At 59.7% G+C, this 14,257-nt stretch carries 11 protein-coding genes; 2 read left to right on the top strand and 9 right to left on the bottom strand.

Annotated elements, in window-relative coordinates; all coding sequences use genetic code 11:
• Window positions 1-61 precede the first annotated feature (61 nt).
• The 9 genes from MF268_RS12720 to MF268_RS12680 form a co-directional block, all read right to left on the bottom strand.
• Window positions 62-529, bottom strand: a complete 468-nt coding sequence (locus MF268_RS12720; protein WP_420485434.1) for a cytochrome c-type biogenesis protein — start codon at window positions 527-529, stop codon at window positions 62-64.
• Window positions 526-2,481, bottom strand: coding sequence for a heme lyase CcmF/NrfE family subunit (locus MF268_RS12715; protein WP_238371244.1), 1,956 nt, complete (start codon window positions 2,479-2,481; stop codon window positions 526-528). Before MF268_RS12715 ends, MF268_RS12720 begins: the two co-directional genes overlap by 4 nt.
• An 84-nt stretch (window positions 2,482-2,565) precedes the next feature.
• Window positions 2,566-3,144, bottom strand: coding sequence for a holin family protein (locus MF268_RS12710; RefSeq protein WP_238371243.1), 579 nt, complete (start codon window positions 3,142-3,144; stop codon window positions 2,566-2,568).
• Entirely contained in the window at window positions 3,135-3,746 is a 612-nt protein-coding gene (locus tag MF268_RS12705; RefSeq protein WP_238371242.1) for a holin-associated N-acetylmuramidase, read from the bottom strand. Before MF268_RS12705 ends, MF268_RS12710 begins: the two co-directional genes overlap by 10 nt.
• A 91-nt stretch (window positions 3,747-3,837) precedes the next feature.
• On the bottom strand, window positions 3,838-4,284 hold the full coding sequence (gene ccmE, locus MF268_RS12700) for a cytochrome c maturation protein CcmE (protein WP_238371241.1): 447 nt from the start codon (window positions 4,282-4,284) through the stop codon (window positions 3,838-3,840).
• Between the two features lie 7 nt (window positions 4,285-4,291).
• Entirely contained in the window at window positions 4,292-5,320 is a 1,029-nt protein-coding gene (gene argC, locus MF268_RS12695) for an N-acetyl-gamma-glutamyl-phosphate reductase (protein ID WP_238371240.1), read from the bottom strand.
• Window positions 5,321-5,383: 63 nt separating this feature from the next.
• A complete protein-coding gene (gene murI, locus MF268_RS12690) occupies window positions 5,384-6,193 on the bottom strand; it encodes a glutamate racemase (protein ID WP_238371239.1) in 810 nt (269 codons plus the stop codon).
• A complete protein-coding gene (locus MF268_RS12685; RefSeq protein WP_238371238.1) occupies window positions 6,194-7,078 on the bottom strand; it encodes a lysophospholipid acyltransferase family protein in 885 nt (294 codons plus the stop codon).
• A gap of 75 nt (window positions 7,079-7,153) precedes the next feature.
• Window positions 7,154-10,573 (bottom strand): indolepyruvate ferredoxin oxidoreductase family protein, encoded by a 3,420-nt coding sequence (locus tag MF268_RS12680; protein ID WP_238371237.1) that lies wholly within the window; start codon window positions 10,571-10,573, stop codon window positions 7,154-7,156.
• Between the two features lie 185 nt (window positions 10,574-10,758).
• Here MF268_RS12680 and MF268_RS12675 point away from each other — a divergent pair, with 185 nt between their 5' ends.
• Together MF268_RS12675 and purL are read left to right on the top strand one after the other, a co-directional pair.
• Entirely contained in the window at window positions 10,759-11,664 is a 906-nt protein-coding gene (locus MF268_RS12675) for a LysR family transcriptional regulator (RefSeq protein ID WP_238371236.1), read from the top strand.
• Window positions 11,665-11,983: 319 nt separating this feature from the next.
• Window positions 11,984-14,143 carry a phosphoribosylformylglycinamidine synthase subunit PurL gene (gene purL, locus MF268_RS12670; RefSeq protein WP_238371235.1) on the top strand — a complete coding sequence of 720 codons (2,160 nt, stop codon included), beginning with the start codon at window positions 11,984-11,986 and terminating at the stop codon, window positions 14,141-14,143.
• Window positions 14,144-14,257 lie beyond the last annotated feature (114 nt).

The raw sequence follows: 14,257 nt of genomic DNA, 5'->3' as shown, positions 1-14,257 counted from the left end.
CGTCAGTCGCGTCGCCAGTAAACTGCCGTAAGGTCCCGGCAGAGAAAAGCGAAACCGCGCGTTACTTGTCGAGAATTTCGCGCAGACGCGCTTCTTCACTGGCGGTCAGGGCGTTGTCCGGCGCTTCGATTTTTGCCCGGCCTCTCAGGTAGACAACCGCGACACCGCCCGCGAGGATCAGCATCAGCGGCCCCGCCGCCCATAGCAGCCAGTTGGAGCCGTTGACCGTCGGCTGCAAGAGCACGTATTCTCCGAACCTGTCGACGATGTAATCGATGGCCTCGGCGTCGGAATCGCCTGCAACAAGCCGTTCGCGAAGCAACAGGCGCAGGTCGCGGGCAAGGTCTGCGTTGCTTTCATCGATACTTTCATTGCGGCAGACAAGGCATCGCAGCCCCTTAGACAATTCCCGGGCGCGCGCCTCGAGCGCCGGATCGTCGAGCACCTCGTCCGGCTGTACCGCTGCCACCGGCAGCGCCATCAGCATGGCGAGAGCCGCACCGGCGATTATGCGCGCGAGCCGTCTCATTCAGCCGCCACCGCACGTGCCTGACGCCGCGCGCCCGCCGCGACCCTGAAACGTCTGTCGGTCAGCGAAAGGAAGCCGCCAAAGCCCATCATCAGAATGCCGCCCCAGATCCAGTTGGCGAAGGGCTTGATATAGGTACGGATCACCCACCCACCGTTATCCTGCTGATCACCGATAACGACATAGACGTCGCGCAGAAAACGGTAATCGATCGCGGCTTCGGTGGTGGGCATCTGCGCCACCGGGTAGACCCGTTTTTCCGGGTGCAATTCCGCAAGCAGCCGCCCGTTTTGCGAAAGATCGACTGTGCCTTGCGTCGTAAAGTAGTTCGGCCCGCGGCCTTCCTCGACCTTTTGCAGCGTCAACTGGAAGGCACCGACATCGAAACTGTCGCCAAGCTGGGCCACGCGGATGTCTTCCTGTTCCCACGCTATAAGACCAGCGATGGCAAAGATGGTGACGCCAAGCCCCGCATGCGCGACGCCCCGGCCCCAGTCAGCCCGCGGCAGGCGCAAAAGACGCGCTGGGGTGCGACCGGCCCGGATCCAGAGATCGACCAAAGCGCCCCCTACAACCCAAGCCCCGAGGAAAAGCCCGATTGGACCCAGCAGCGACCGTCCGCTTTGCAGCGTCCAGACCAGCCCGGCCAGCAGGACCGCGGCCGCGAAGACATAGCGCAAGGAATACAATGTCCGCTTGATCCGCGCGCGCTTCCACGGAAGCAGCGCGCCAACCGGCAAAATCAGGCCAAGCACCACCATGAAGGGCGTGAAGGCCAATTCGAAAAACGGCGGCCCGACCGAGAGTTTACGGTCGAACAGCATCTCGGCCACCATCGGCCAGAGTGTCCCGACAAACACCACGAAACAGCCGACTGCCAGCATGATGTTATTCGCGACCAGTGCGCTTTCCCGGCTGAGCATGGCGAATACGCCCTTGGCCTCCATCGCGTTGGCACGCGCCGCAAAGAGCGTCAGCGCACCGCCCGTAAAGAAGGCCAGGATGATCAGGATAAAGACGCCACGTTCAGGGTCATTGGCAAAAGCATGAACGCTGGTCAGCAGCCCGGAGCGAACGATAAAGGTGCCGATCAAGGAAAAGCCAAAGGCAAGGATCGCCAAGAGGATCGTCCAGCTTTTCAGGCTTTCCCGTTTCTCGACAACGATGGCGGAATGCAGCAGCGCAGCGGCAAGCAGCCACGGCATGAAAGAAGCATTCTCCACCGGGTCCCAGAACCAGAAACCGCCCCAGCCGAGTTCGTAATAGGCCCACCAGGATCCAAGGCCGATCCCGATGGTCAGGAAGATCCACGCCGCCAGCGTCCATGGCCGCACCCAGCGGGCCCATGCCGCATCGACCCGGCCTTCGATCAGCGCAGCCACGGCAAAGGAATAGGCCATGCTCAGCCCGACATAGCCGAGGTAGAGGAAGGGGGGATGAAAGGCGAGCCCCGGGTCCTGCAACAGCGGGTTCAGATCCTGACCGTCGAACGGCGGCACCGCCAAGCGGATGAACGGGTTCGACGTGAAGAGGATAAAGGCAAAGAAGGCAACCGCGATGGCCGCCTGAATGGAAAGCACCCGCGCGCGCAGAGTTGGCGGCAGGTTGCCCCCGAACCACGCCGCCGTGGCGCCGAACAGCGTGACGATCAGCACCCAGAGCAGCATCGAACCTTCGTGGTTCCCCCATGTACCGCTGATCTTGTAGATCATCGGTTTGGCGGAATGGCTGTTCTCGACCACCAGCCGGAGTGAAAAGTCCGAGGTGATAAAGGCATGCATCAGCGCGCCAAAGGCAAAGGCGGTCATCAGGAACTGGATATTCGCCGCCGGTTCGGCCACGGCCATCCACCCGGACCAGCGCCGCTGCGCACCGATCATCGGAACCACCATCTGCACGATGGCAACAACAAAGGCGAGGATCAGGGCAAAGTGCCCGAGTTCAGTAACCATGCCCCTCTATAATCCCGCGACCGGGCGCGGCCAATGGTTAACCGTCGCCCAAGCGGATCACATTGTCGCGGCCCTTGGTTCCCTTCAGGTCTGTCGCAGGGCGCGCCAGCTTTCCAAGGCGGGGTTGTCTCCCGGGTGAACCGACGCGATCGACAGCTGCGCATCAGACCCGGTATCCGCAACGCCGGGCGTTTCGGCCCGCATTTCCTTCAGTTCGGCGATATTGCGCATGACGTCGGGCACACGGGCCATGGTCACGGCTATTTCACGCTGGAAACTCTGGTTCTTCACCTGGTGCCGGGCACCGAAATAGAATGAAACGATCACCCCCAGAAGCCACCACATAGGTTCAGGCACCAGGGCGATTCCCTGCATTCTGGCCGCGAACCAAAGCGGATCAACCATAGCGACGACAAAAAGCCCCAGCGTACCAAGGGCAAGCGCCGGGCGCGGGATGCGATTGACCCCGTCCATGAACCGGTCGAACCCGCCGCTGTTTGGCCGGGCGAATTCGGCACCGAATTCGGCCATCGCCTGTTCCTGTATCCCGGCACTGCGGATCGCGCGGGCCTCGGCATTTTCACGGAACACTTCAACCGTGTCCCGCACCGCATTGCTGCCGCCGCCGAAAAGCAGGTTGGTCAGCCCGTTGATTAAGCCCATGCCGAGATCCTTTCGCTGAATTCACTGTCGCTCATGTGGTAGCAGGCCGAGATGAATTCCTCGGCCCGCTTGATCCAGCCGCCCTTGCCGCCCGCGCGGGTGCGGGCGTATTTGCGGCTGGCCACGCGCGCATCGGCGAGACGGAAGTAATAGTTGCGACGCGCCACCCCATAGGCATCGCGAAGCACGATCGCATCCGGGCTTGCCGCGTGCAGAACGGCGGCAAGCGTCTGCGGACCAATCGCCCCGTCGACAGTGACCTGATAGCCCATATCCCTCAGCAGCCGTTGCAGGATTTTCACCGCATTCGCTCCGGCATTCACGTACATGTCGAAAAGACTGGGCTGCAGTTCGACCGGCATTTCGGCGATGCGCGGTCGCTCAAAGTAATGCTTGATAAAGATGTCGACCGCCTGATCGCGAGTGAGCGCACGCACATCCTGCACACCGACGATCCCATCCCCGGTCAGGTCAAGGCCAAGCCTGCGCATCGTATGGATCGTGACACCGTGGTTGGTCGCCCCGCCGGGATCGTCCGGATCGTTCACGAATCCGCCTTCCCGGTCGACAATAGCCTCGGCAATTTCTCGGACTGTCTGCATGGCGTTTCCCTCGCAAATTCAGCGGGGAAACTGCGCGCGATCTGGTTAACAGCCGCAAACCAGATCGCGCGTTCCATTTTCACGGGAAGCCTTAGCCGTCGTTCGGATCCTTGTAGACGCCCTGCTCTTTAAGTGCGTCGACAACCTCTTTGGGCATGTAGGTTTCATCGTGTTTGGCAAGAATCTCAGAGGCTTCAAAGATACCATTGACGTAACGTCCGGTACCCACCATGCCTTGGTTCTCGGCAAAAAGGTCCGGCAGTACACCGGCAAAGACCACTGGCACCGAGGCACCGCCATCGGTCACGACAAAGCGGATCTCTTCACCCTGCCCGCGCTGGATCGAGCCTTCTTCGACAAGCCCGCCAATCCGGAAAACTTCGCCCGGTTCGGGCGGTTCGGCGATCACCTGACTCGGCGCGCGGAAAAAGTTGATGCCGTCGCGCATCGCATAGCCGATCAGCCCCGTGCTCAACACCAGGGCCACCGCCGCCACGGCGATGACCTGAATCCGACGCTGTTTCTTGAGGCTTTTCATGCGCTTCTCACGGGAAAAGCGGCGCCATCATCAGCCCCGCTGTCTCCTCTTCACCTAACATCAGATTGGCGTTTTGCAACGCCTGACCGCTGCTACCTTTTGTCAGGTTATCCAGCGCCACAATCACCATGGCGCGGCCTTCGATCCGGTCACCGGTCACACCGATATGAACAAAGTTCGAGCCGCGCACGTGATGGGTGCTGGGCGCTGTCCCAAAGGGCAGCATTTCGATAAAGGGTTCATCCGCATAGGCCTCGCTCAGCGCTTTGTAGATCGCCTGTGCATCGCCCTTGACGTAAGTTGTCGCAAGGATACCCCGGTTCGCGGGCATAAGGTGCGGTGTGAACTGAACCTGCACGGGCCGTCCGGCGATCTTGGAGAACTCCTGATCGAATTCCCCCTGATGCCGGTGTGTGCCGCCGATGGCATAGGCGTTATAACCTTCGCTCAGCTCGGCATGGAGCAGGTTTTCCTTGAGCGACCGCCCTGCGCCGGAAACCGCGCATTTCATGTCGAGGATGATCTCGTCGAGGTCGATAACACCGGCGGAAATGAGGGGCCTCAGCGCGAACTGGCCCGTTGCCGCGTTACACCCGGTGCCCGCGACCAGCCGTGCCCCTTTGATCTCATCGCGATAGAACTCGGACAGCCCGTAGACCGCCTCGCCCTGTTGCTCCAAGGCGGCGTGATCGTTGCCATACCACTTCTTGTAGGCTTCGGGATCACGCAGCCGGAAATCCGCTGAAAGATCAACGATCTTAAGCGTTTTAGGGAGGTCCCGGATCACTTCCTGACTGGTCTTGTGCGGCAGGGCGCAGAAGCAGAAATCAACATTCGAAAAATCGATTTCCTCGATCTTGCAAAGAACGGGAAGATCCATGTGGCGGAGGTGCGGAAACACCTCGGCCATGTCCATGCCGGCCTTACGCTCGCCCGACAGCGCAACGATTTCCATGTTGGGATGACCGGCGATCAGCCGGATCAGTTCGGCACCGGTGTATCCGGACGCCCCGAGAATTGCGATTTTATGGGTCATGTCAGACCTTTTCATTCTATAGTTCAACTGGGTTCGGCGTCACCGCCGGAAAGACGCTGGCGGTCAGGCCGCCTCAAACCGGATCTGTCGTCGGAGAAACTGTGTCGCCCGATCGCTCACCTTTGTCGGCTTCCCGGTCGTCACGAACCCCGGCGCACCGCTTCCCAGCATGTCGGGATGGCGGGTCAGGTAATCGGCAAGGCTTTCGGCCACCAGATTGGCCTGACTGTAGACTGCCACATCCTCGCCAAGAGCTTTTTGGAACACCGATTGCAGCAAGGGGTAATGGGTGCAGCCCAGAACCGCCGCTTCGGGCCTCGGCATCTTGCGTTTCAACGCGTCAACATGGCTGCGCACCAGCGCCTCGGCAAGGATCATGTCACCATCTTCAATGGCATCCACGACGCCGCCGCAAGCCTGCGCCTCGACGTCGACACCGATGGCCCGAAAAGCGAGTTCACGCTGGAAAGCCCGGCTTGCAACGGTCGCAGGGGTCGCGAACAGCGCCACGTGCTGCACTGCGACTTCGCGCGGGGGCGAATTATCGCCCCACTGGCGCTCTGTCATCGCCTCGATCAGCGGCACGAACACGCCAAGCACCCTTTTGCCCGGCGGCAGACCACCCTCCTGCATCCGGCGCAGCGCCGCCGCACTCGCCGTATTACAGGCGAGAATCACAAGATCGCAGCCAAGCGCCCACATGCGTTCGACTGCGGCGACCGTCAGGTTGTAGATATCGTCAGATTCCCGCACCCCGTATGGCGCGTTGGCACTGTCCGCATAATAAAGGAAATCAACGTCCGGCAGTCGCTTCTGCACGGCGTCAAAGACGGTAAGACCGCCCAGTCCGGAATCAAAAATGCCAATTGCCATCTATGCGCGGGCGCGATGCCGTTCCTCGAACTCGAATCCAATTTCATCCGCTCTCAGCGGCGTTGGAGACAGGTCATACGTGGCTTTTCGAAGGAAATCCATCATCGCTTTTGAATCACGCGCAAGCGGGTCCAGAACGTCACGGTCGATGGGGTCGCCGATCACGATGTTTACAGGCGTATCGACGCGTTTCCTGAATTCTTTGATGAGCAAACCCATGCGCAAGGTCACGTGCAGATGGCTTGCGATCTGGAACAGGCGCGACGTGTGACCGTCGAAAAATACCGGCACGACTACCGCGTCCGACTTGGCAACCATGCGGGCTGTAAAACTGCGCCAGCCCGGGTCCATCGGTTTGGAAAACGGTTTGGCACTGGTGCTGACGGTCCCGCCGGGAAAGATGCCAATGGCGCCGCCGCGCCCCAGATAGCTTAGCGCGTCTTTGCGGGTCTCGATATTCTGCGCGGTGCCTTCCTTGGTGCCGTCGAAATTGATCGGAAGAATGACGCGGTTCAGATCCTCGGCCTTGCGGAACACCTGATGCGCCAGAATTCGAAAATCGCCGCGCGTCTCGCTTAAGATATGGCCCATCATCAGACCGTCGAGGATGCCGTAGGGATGGTTCGCGATCAGGATCAGCGGCCGATCCCGGGGAATCGCGGCGAGAGAGCCGCGGATAACGTTCAGCGTGAGACCGTAGCGCTCGGCCATCACCGACCAGAAACTGCGGCCAGCTGCCACATCCCGTTCATATCCGTTCGCGCGGCGGATCAGTTTGATCCGCCCGGTGGAGTTTTCCATCAATCTTATCAATACCCTGCCGCTCTTACTTTCAGCGGAGTGGGCATAGCTGATGTCACGGGCGATATGGCGGGTCTGCTGCATCTGAAACTCCGGCAAAAGACCAAAGCAACGGCCTTTGCGGTGTTTTGCATCAGTTCTGTTACGGGCGTGTGACAGTTATTCGGCCGCCCGCGAAAGATTTTTGCCCCCCTGCTTGATCGCGATCAGCAATTCCTCACGCCGTTTTGCGGCCTTGGCTTCGTTGGCCATTTTCACCGGGCCAAAGCCGCGGATATCAAGCGGCAAACGCGCCAGCGCAACCAGCGCATCCATGGTTTCCGGATCTTCGTGACGCAGGAAATCTTTCATATCCGCTTCGTATTGACGGATCAGGGCGCGTTCCATGCGCCGCTCGCCGGAATAGCCAAAGATATCCAGCGGCGTACCGCGCAGGCCCTTGAACTTGGTCATCACTTTCAACGGGAAACGCATCCATTCGCCAAATTCGCGTTTCTTGGGACGGCCATTCGCATCCTTCCCGCCAAGGATCGGCGGGGCAAGGTGATACGTCATCTTGAAATCGCCGTCGAATTCCTGCCGCGCCTTGTCATCGCTTTCAAGCAGCAGCCGTGCGACCTCGTATTCATCCTTGTAAGACAATAGCTTGTGATAGCCGAGCGCGACCGCCTCTTTCAGCTTGGGATCATTGATTCCTTCAAGCAGCTTGAGATAGCGTTTCGCCAGACGTTTGCCCTGATACTGAGTCAGGTACTCTGCGCGGAAGGCGATCCGGTCTTCAACGGTTTTCGGCATCTCGACCACGTTCGGCGTAAGCAAACGTTCAACCTCTTCCGGGAAGAGCACAGCCCAGCGACCGATTTCAAAGGCCCGCAGGTTCCGCTCGACCGCCGCGCCGTTCAGTTCGATCGCGCCCTTGATCGACTCGTAGCTCAACGGAATAAGCCCCATCTGCCAGGCCCCGCCAAAGACCATCATGTTCGAGAATATCGAATCTCCAAGGGTGGTTTTTGCCAGATCCGAGGCATCGAACAGAGCCAAACGATCCTTCATCCGCGCCTGAAGAGCGAGCGACAAACGGTCGGAGGGCAAGGCAAATTCGGTGTTGCGGGTAAAGTCGCCGGTGATGATTTCATGGCTGTTGACTACTGCGCCGGTTTGCCCCGACTTGGTGAGCCCAAGGGTTTTGGGCCCGGCCGAGACCACCAGATCACCACCGATGAGCGCATGCGCCTCGCCCGTTGCCACGCGGATCGCGCTGATATCCTCGGGCCGTTCGGCGATCCGGCAATGGATATGCACGGCACCTCCCTTTTGAGCGAGGCCCGCCATCTCCATCATGCCCGCGCCCTTGCCGTCGATCTGCGCGGCCTGTGCCAGCACCGCGCCGATGGTCACGACGCCCGTGCCGCCAACGCCGGTAATCACGACATTATGCGTGCCGTCGATCGCGGGCAGATCCGGCTCCGGCAGATCGGGCAGCTTGAGTTCAGTCGTTGCCTCTTTCTTTACCTTTGCCCCTTCCAGCGTCACGAAAGACGGGCAAAACCCTTTCAGACATGAGAAATCTTTGTTGCAGGAGGACTGGTCAATCATCCGCTTGCGGCCAAGCTCGGTCTCTTTCGGCACGATCGAGACGCAGTTCGACTGCACCCCGCAATCGCCGCAGCCTTCGCAGACATCGGTGTTGATGAACACGCGCTTGTCCGGATCGGGGAATTGCCCGCGCTTGCGACGGCGGCGTTTCTCGGCGGCACAGGTCTGGACATAGATGATGGCGGAAACACCTTCGATCTCGCGGAATTCCTTTTGCACCTTGTCCATTTCGGCGCGTTCGTGCCATTCGAGATTCTTCGGGAAACCGTCGCGCGCCGGTTCTTCCTTTTCATCATAAACGACGGCTACCCTTTTGATTCCCATCGCTTTCAGCTCTTGCGCGATGCGCGGCGCGTCAAGATCGCCCTCGTTATGCTGGCCGCCCGTCATGGCCACCGCGTCATTATAGAGGATCTTGTAGGTGATATTGGTTTTCGCGGCGATGGCGGCCCGGATCGCCTGCACACCAGAGTGGTTATAGGTGCCGTCGCCAAGGTTCTGAAACACGTGGTTCGTTTTCGAAAACGGCGCCTCGCCAATCCAGTTCGCACCTTCACCGCCCATATGGGTGAAGCCGGTGGTCGAGCGGTCCATCCACTGCGCCATGTAGTGACAGCCAATCCCGGCATAGGCACGAGACCCTTCGGGCACCTTGGTCGAGGTGTTATGCGGACAGCCCGAGCAGAAATAGGGCAGACGCGCCGCGATATCCTCGGCATTGTCGTTGCGACGCGCGTCAGATAGGTTCTGCATACCCGCCTTGATCGCATCGGTATCGCGACCTTCCTCGATCAGGATGCCGCCCAGTTTTTCCGCGATCATGATCGGATCGAGCGCGCCGCGCGTGGGGAACAGCTCGTCCCGGTGCATCCCGCCAGCGCCACCCTTGTACCAGCCATAGACCCGGCGGCCGCGCCGTTCGTCAAAGAGCGCTTCCTTGATCTGGACCTCGATCAGCTTGCGCTTTTCCTCGACGACCACAATCAAATCAAGACCTTCGGCCCATTCATTGAAGCTGGTCATATCCAGTGGGAAGGTCTGGCCGATCTTGTAGGTCGTGATCCCCAGCCGTTCGGCATCATCCTCGGTTATGTTCAAGAGCGACATGGCATGGACCAGATCCAGCCAGTTCTTGCCCGCCGCGACGAACCCGATCTTGGCACCGGGTTTGCCCCACATTCGCTTGTCGATACGGTTTGCACGAGCGAACGCCTCGGCCGCGAAACGCTTGTGATCGATAACACGTTCTTCCTGAAGATGCGGCGTGTCGACCAGACGGATGTTCAGCCCGCCTTCGGGCATCGGGAAATCCGGCGTGACAAGCTGCATCCGGTCTGGGCGGCCATCGACGACAGACGTCGCCTCGACCGTGTCCTTCATCGTTTTCAGTCCGACCCAGAGCCCGCAGAACCGCGACAAAGCGTAGCCATAAATCCCGTAATCGAGGATTTCCTGCACCCCGGCGGGCGAGACGATAGGCATATAGGCATCCATCAGCGCCCATTCCGACTGGTGCAGCACGGTCGAGGATTCACCGGTGTGATCGTCGCCCATCGCCATCAGCACACCGCCAAGCGCGCTGGCGCCGGCCATATTCGCGTGGCGCACGACGTCGCCGGACCGGTCCACGCCCGGCCCCTTGCCATACCAGAGCCCGAACACACCATCGAACTTGCCTTCGCCGCGCAATTCGGCCTGCTGTGCGCCCCAAAGCGCCGTTGCCGCGAGGTCTTCGTTCAGGCCCCATTGAAAGGTGATGTCATTTTCCGCCAGTGGCTTGGCGGCCTTGTTCATCTGCATGTCGACCGCGCCCAAGGGCGACCCGCGATAGCCGGTGACCAGACCCGCTGTGTTATGTCCCGCTTCCCGGTCGCGCTCCTTCTGCATCAGTATCAGGCGCACCAGCGCCTGAGTGCCATTGAGCAGCACCGGGCTTTTGCTCAGGTCGAAACGATCATTTAGCGAGATGTTCTGAACTGTCATTCGGCGCCTCCCGACGTCGGTACTGCTCAAGTTCTGGTCAATATTAGGTCACAATTTATGACCTGTATAGACGAAAACCCGGATTTCCGTAAACGCAACAACAATTGCTGTATGTTTTGTTAGTTCTCAATATATAGGCGCGTGAGCATAGAATGACAGCCTTGTAAGAAGTGGTCGGATCGTCAATGGATTGGGATAAACTCAGAATTTTTCACGCGGTAGCCGACGCGGGAAGCCTGACTCATGCGGGCGACCGCCTCAATCTTTCGCAATCCGCGGTCAGCCGACAGATTCGCGGTCTCGAAGAAGCGTTGAACACAACCCTGTTTCATCGGCATGCCCGCGGGCTGATCCTTACCGAACAGGGTGAGTTGCTGTTCGACGCGACGCGCTCAATGAGCAAGCGGCTCGACGCGGCCTCGGCCCGCATTCGCGACAGCGAGGACGAGGTCTTTGGCGAACTCCGCGTCACCACCACATTCGGCTTCGGCACGCTCTGGCTGGTGCCGCGCCTGCCCAAGCTATACGAACGCTACCCCGGTCTGAAGATCGACCTGATGCTCGAAGAGCGGGTGCTTGACCTGCCCATGCGTGAGGCCGATGTCGCCATACGCATGAAAGAACCCAGCCAGGCCGACCTGATCCGCAAGCGTCTGATGACCGTTCAGATGCTCCTTTACGCATCGAAAGAATACATCGACCGCAACGGCATGCCCACCGAACCCGAGGATATCTCGAACCACCGTCTGATCTGCCAGCACGCAGGATCGGCGCAGGTGGCTGCGGGGGCGTGGCTGGTGCAGCACCTGATGTCGATGAACCCCGGATCGCTTTTGACGGTGAATAACTACTTCGGCGTTCTTCAGGGCGTTCTCAACAATCTGGGTATCGGAATCCTGCCGGATTACCTTGTCGAAGAGTTCCCCGAGCTGGTCCGTGTGCTGCCCAACATCGAATCGGCGGATGTACCTGTTTTCCTCGCCTATCCCGAGGAGCTGCGACAATCGCAAAGGATCTCTGTTTTCCGCGATTTCGTGCAAGAGGAAATTATTGCACATCGCAAGCATCTGAGGCAGATGGGAAAAATATAGCTATGCCGAAATTGCATAGCAGGAATGCCGGAGACCCCCTATCTTCGCCCTTGATCGGACAAAGTGTGGCGCATAAATGGACATCAGAAGATGAAGGCGCCTAGTTGCGCGTCATTTTCTACCTCCCTGTTGGACTTTGGCCGAGCTTAGTGCTCGGCCTTTTTTTTGGCGTAACCGCGCCGCGCGCTAATGATGCGTATCGCGGGAAATCAGCCCGCAAAATCGGATCCGGCCATACAACAAGGGGCTTTGCCCTTTTCCCGAACGCGGCCATGCCCTACAAGCGCATCGAAACGAGCTCCGAGGGAATTCACTAAAGATGCAAGACCCAGCCATCACGCCTGAACTTATAGCCGCTCATGGTCTGAAACCGGATGAATACGACCGGATTCTCGAAATCATCGGGCGCGAGCCGAGCTTTACGGAGCTGGGTATCTTTTCAGCCATGTGGAACGAGCATTGTTCCTACAAATCCTCGAAAAAATGGCTGCGCACCCTGCCGACCGAAGGCCCGCAAGTGATCTGCGGTCCGGGTGAAAACGCGGGCGTGGTGGATATTGGCGACGGGCAGGCCGTGGTCTTCAAGATGGAGAGCCACAACCACCCCTCTTACATTGAACCCTATCAGGGCGCGGCGACGGGCGTGGGTGGCATTCTGCGCGACGTGTTCACCATGGGCGCGCGTCCCATTGCGGCAATGAACTCGCTGTCTTTCGGTGAACCAAGCCATCCCAAGACAAAACAGCTCGTGAACGGCGTGGTGGCCGGTGTCGGCGGGTATGGCAACTGTTTCGGCGTGCCGACCGTGGGCGGCGAAGTGCGTTTCCACGCGGCCTATAATGGCAATTGTCTCGTCAATGCCTTTGCCGCCGGTCTGGCCGATGCGGACAAGATCTTTTACTCGGCCGCGTCAGGCTTGGGCATGCCGGTTGTCTACCTTGGGGCCAAGACGGGTCGCGACGGGGTTGGCGGTGCGACCATGGCCTCGGCCGAGTTCGACGACACGATTGAAGAAAAGCGCCCCACTGTTCAGGTTGGCGACCCCTTTACCGAGAAGCGCCTGATGGAGGCCACGCTCGAGCTGATGCAGACCGGGGCGGTGATCTCGATTCAGGATATGGGGGCTGCTGGCCTCACCTGTTCCGCCGTGGAAATGGGCGACAAGGGCGGTCTTGGCGTGCGGCTCGATCTGGAAAAGGTTCCGGTGCGCGAAGAGAACATGACCGCCTATGAAATGATGCTCTCTGAATCGCAGGAACGTATGCTGATGGTGCTGCGTCCCGAGAAAGAAGCCGAAGCCAAGGCCGTGTTCGACAAGTGGGATCTGGATTTTGCCATCGTTGGTGAGACCATTGCAGAAGACCGTTTCCTCATCATGCTGGATGGCGAGGTCAAAGCCGATCTGCCGCTTTCGAAACTATCGAGCACCGCGCCCGAATACGACCGCCCCTGGGTTGAGACCCCGGCAGCGGAACCGCTGGCGGATGTGCCGCAGGTCGATCCCATCGATGCGCTCAAGATCCTGCTGGAATCCCCGAATTACGCGGCGAAGAACTGGGTTTACGAGCAGTATGATACGATGGTCATGGCCGACAGCGCCCGCACGCCGGGTCTTGGCGCCGGGATCATCCGGGTGCATGGCACGGACAAGGCGCTGGCCTTTACCAGCGACGTGACCCCGCGCTACGTCAAGGCCAACCCGGTTGAGGGCGGCAAACAGGCGGTGGCCGAAGCCTATCGCAATCTCACAGCCGTGGGCGCCAAGCCTTTGGCAACAACCGACAACATGAACTTTGGCAACCCGGAAAAACCCGAGATCATGGGCCAGTTCGTCGGCGCGATCAAAGGCATCGGCGCGGCCTGTCTGGCCCTTGATATGCCAATCGTCTCAGGCAACGTCTCGCTTTACAATGAAACCGATGGCACCGGCATTCTGCCGACCCCGACCATCGGCGCGGTGGGCATTATCAACTCTCCAAACGACATCATCGGCTGCGAGGTGCGTGACGGCCATGTGGCGCTGCTGATCGGCGAGAGTGCCGGTCATCTTGGTCAGTCCGCGCTGCTGGCCGAAGTGTTTTCCCGCGAGGAAGGCGATGCGCCTGCGGTCGATCTGGATGCCGAGAAGAAGAACGGCGATTTCATCCGCGCAAACCGGGAACACATCAAAGCCTGCACCGACCTGTCGGACGGCGGGCTGGCGATGGCCGCGTTCGAACTGGCCGAACGGGCCGGCGTTGGCGTGCATCTCGACAGTGATCAGACGCCCGACTTGTTCGGCGAGGATCAGGCGCGCTATCTGATCGCCTGCAATTTCGATCAGGCCGAATGGTTGATGACCGAGGCGGGCAAGGCCGGTGTCACCATCACGACGGTGGGCAAGTTCACCGGCGATACGGTGCGGTTCGGGTCGAGCGAAGCAAGCCTTGAAGAGCTGACCTCGCTCTATCACACGGGCTTTGCCGCTGCAGTGGCCTGAGGCCAGTCAGAACGCGAAAATTGAAACGCCCGGTAGCCGCAAACCGCCGGGCGTTTTTACGTCTGACAGGGGGATGATTTCCGTACATAAGCTGTACACCCCCTGTACAGCGGC

Origin of the sequence: Heliomarina baculiformis (assembly GCF_019966545.1) — a bacterium.
In the GTDB taxonomy this organism is placed as follows: Bacteria; Pseudomonadota; Alphaproteobacteria; order Rhodobacterales; family Rhodobacteraceae; genus Heliomarina; species Heliomarina baculiformis.
This window is presented reverse-complemented; position numbering and strand designations above follow the sequence as displayed.

Bases quoted from the DNA above. Each gene is read 5' to 3' on its own strand.
- MF268_RS12720 (WP_420485434.1), bottom strand. From the start codon at position 529: ATGAGACGGCTCGCGCGCATAATCGCCGGTGCGGCTCTCGCCATGCTG.
- MF268_RS12715 (WP_238371244.1), bottom strand. From the start codon at position 2,481: ATGGTTACTGAACTCGGGCACTTTGCCCTGATCCTCGCCTTTGTTGTT.
- MF268_RS12710 (WP_238371243.1), bottom strand. From the start codon at position 3,144: ATGGGCTTAATCAACGGGCTGACCAACCTGCTTTTCGGCGGCGGCAGC.
- MF268_RS12705 (WP_238371242.1), bottom strand. From the start codon at position 3,746: ATGCAGACAGTCCGAGAAATTGCCGAGGCTATTGTCGACCGGGAAGGC.
- ccmE (WP_238371241.1), bottom strand. From the start codon at position 4,284: ATGAAAAGCCTCAAGAAACAGCGTCGGATTCAGGTCATCGCCGTGGCG.
- argC (WP_238371240.1), bottom strand. From the start codon at position 5,320: ATGACCCATAAAATCGCAATTCTCGGGGCGTCCGGATACACCGGTGCC.
- murI (WP_238371239.1), bottom strand. From the start codon at position 6,193: ATGGCAATTGGCATTTTTGATTCCGGACTGGGCGGTCTTACCGTCTTT.
- MF268_RS12685 (WP_238371238.1), bottom strand. From the start codon at position 7,078: ATGCAGCAGACCCGCCATATCGCCCGTGACATCAGCTATGCCCACTCC.
- MF268_RS12680 (WP_238371237.1), bottom strand. From the start codon at position 10,573: ATGACAGTTCAGAACATCTCGCTAAATGATCGTTTCGACCTGAGCAAA.
- MF268_RS12675 (WP_238371236.1), top strand. From the start codon at position 10,759: ATGGATTGGGATAAACTCAGAATTTTTCACGCGGTAGCCGACGCGGGA.
- purL (WP_238371235.1), top strand. From the start codon at position 11,984: ATGCAAGACCCAGCCATCACGCCTGAACTTATAGCCGCTCATGGTCTG.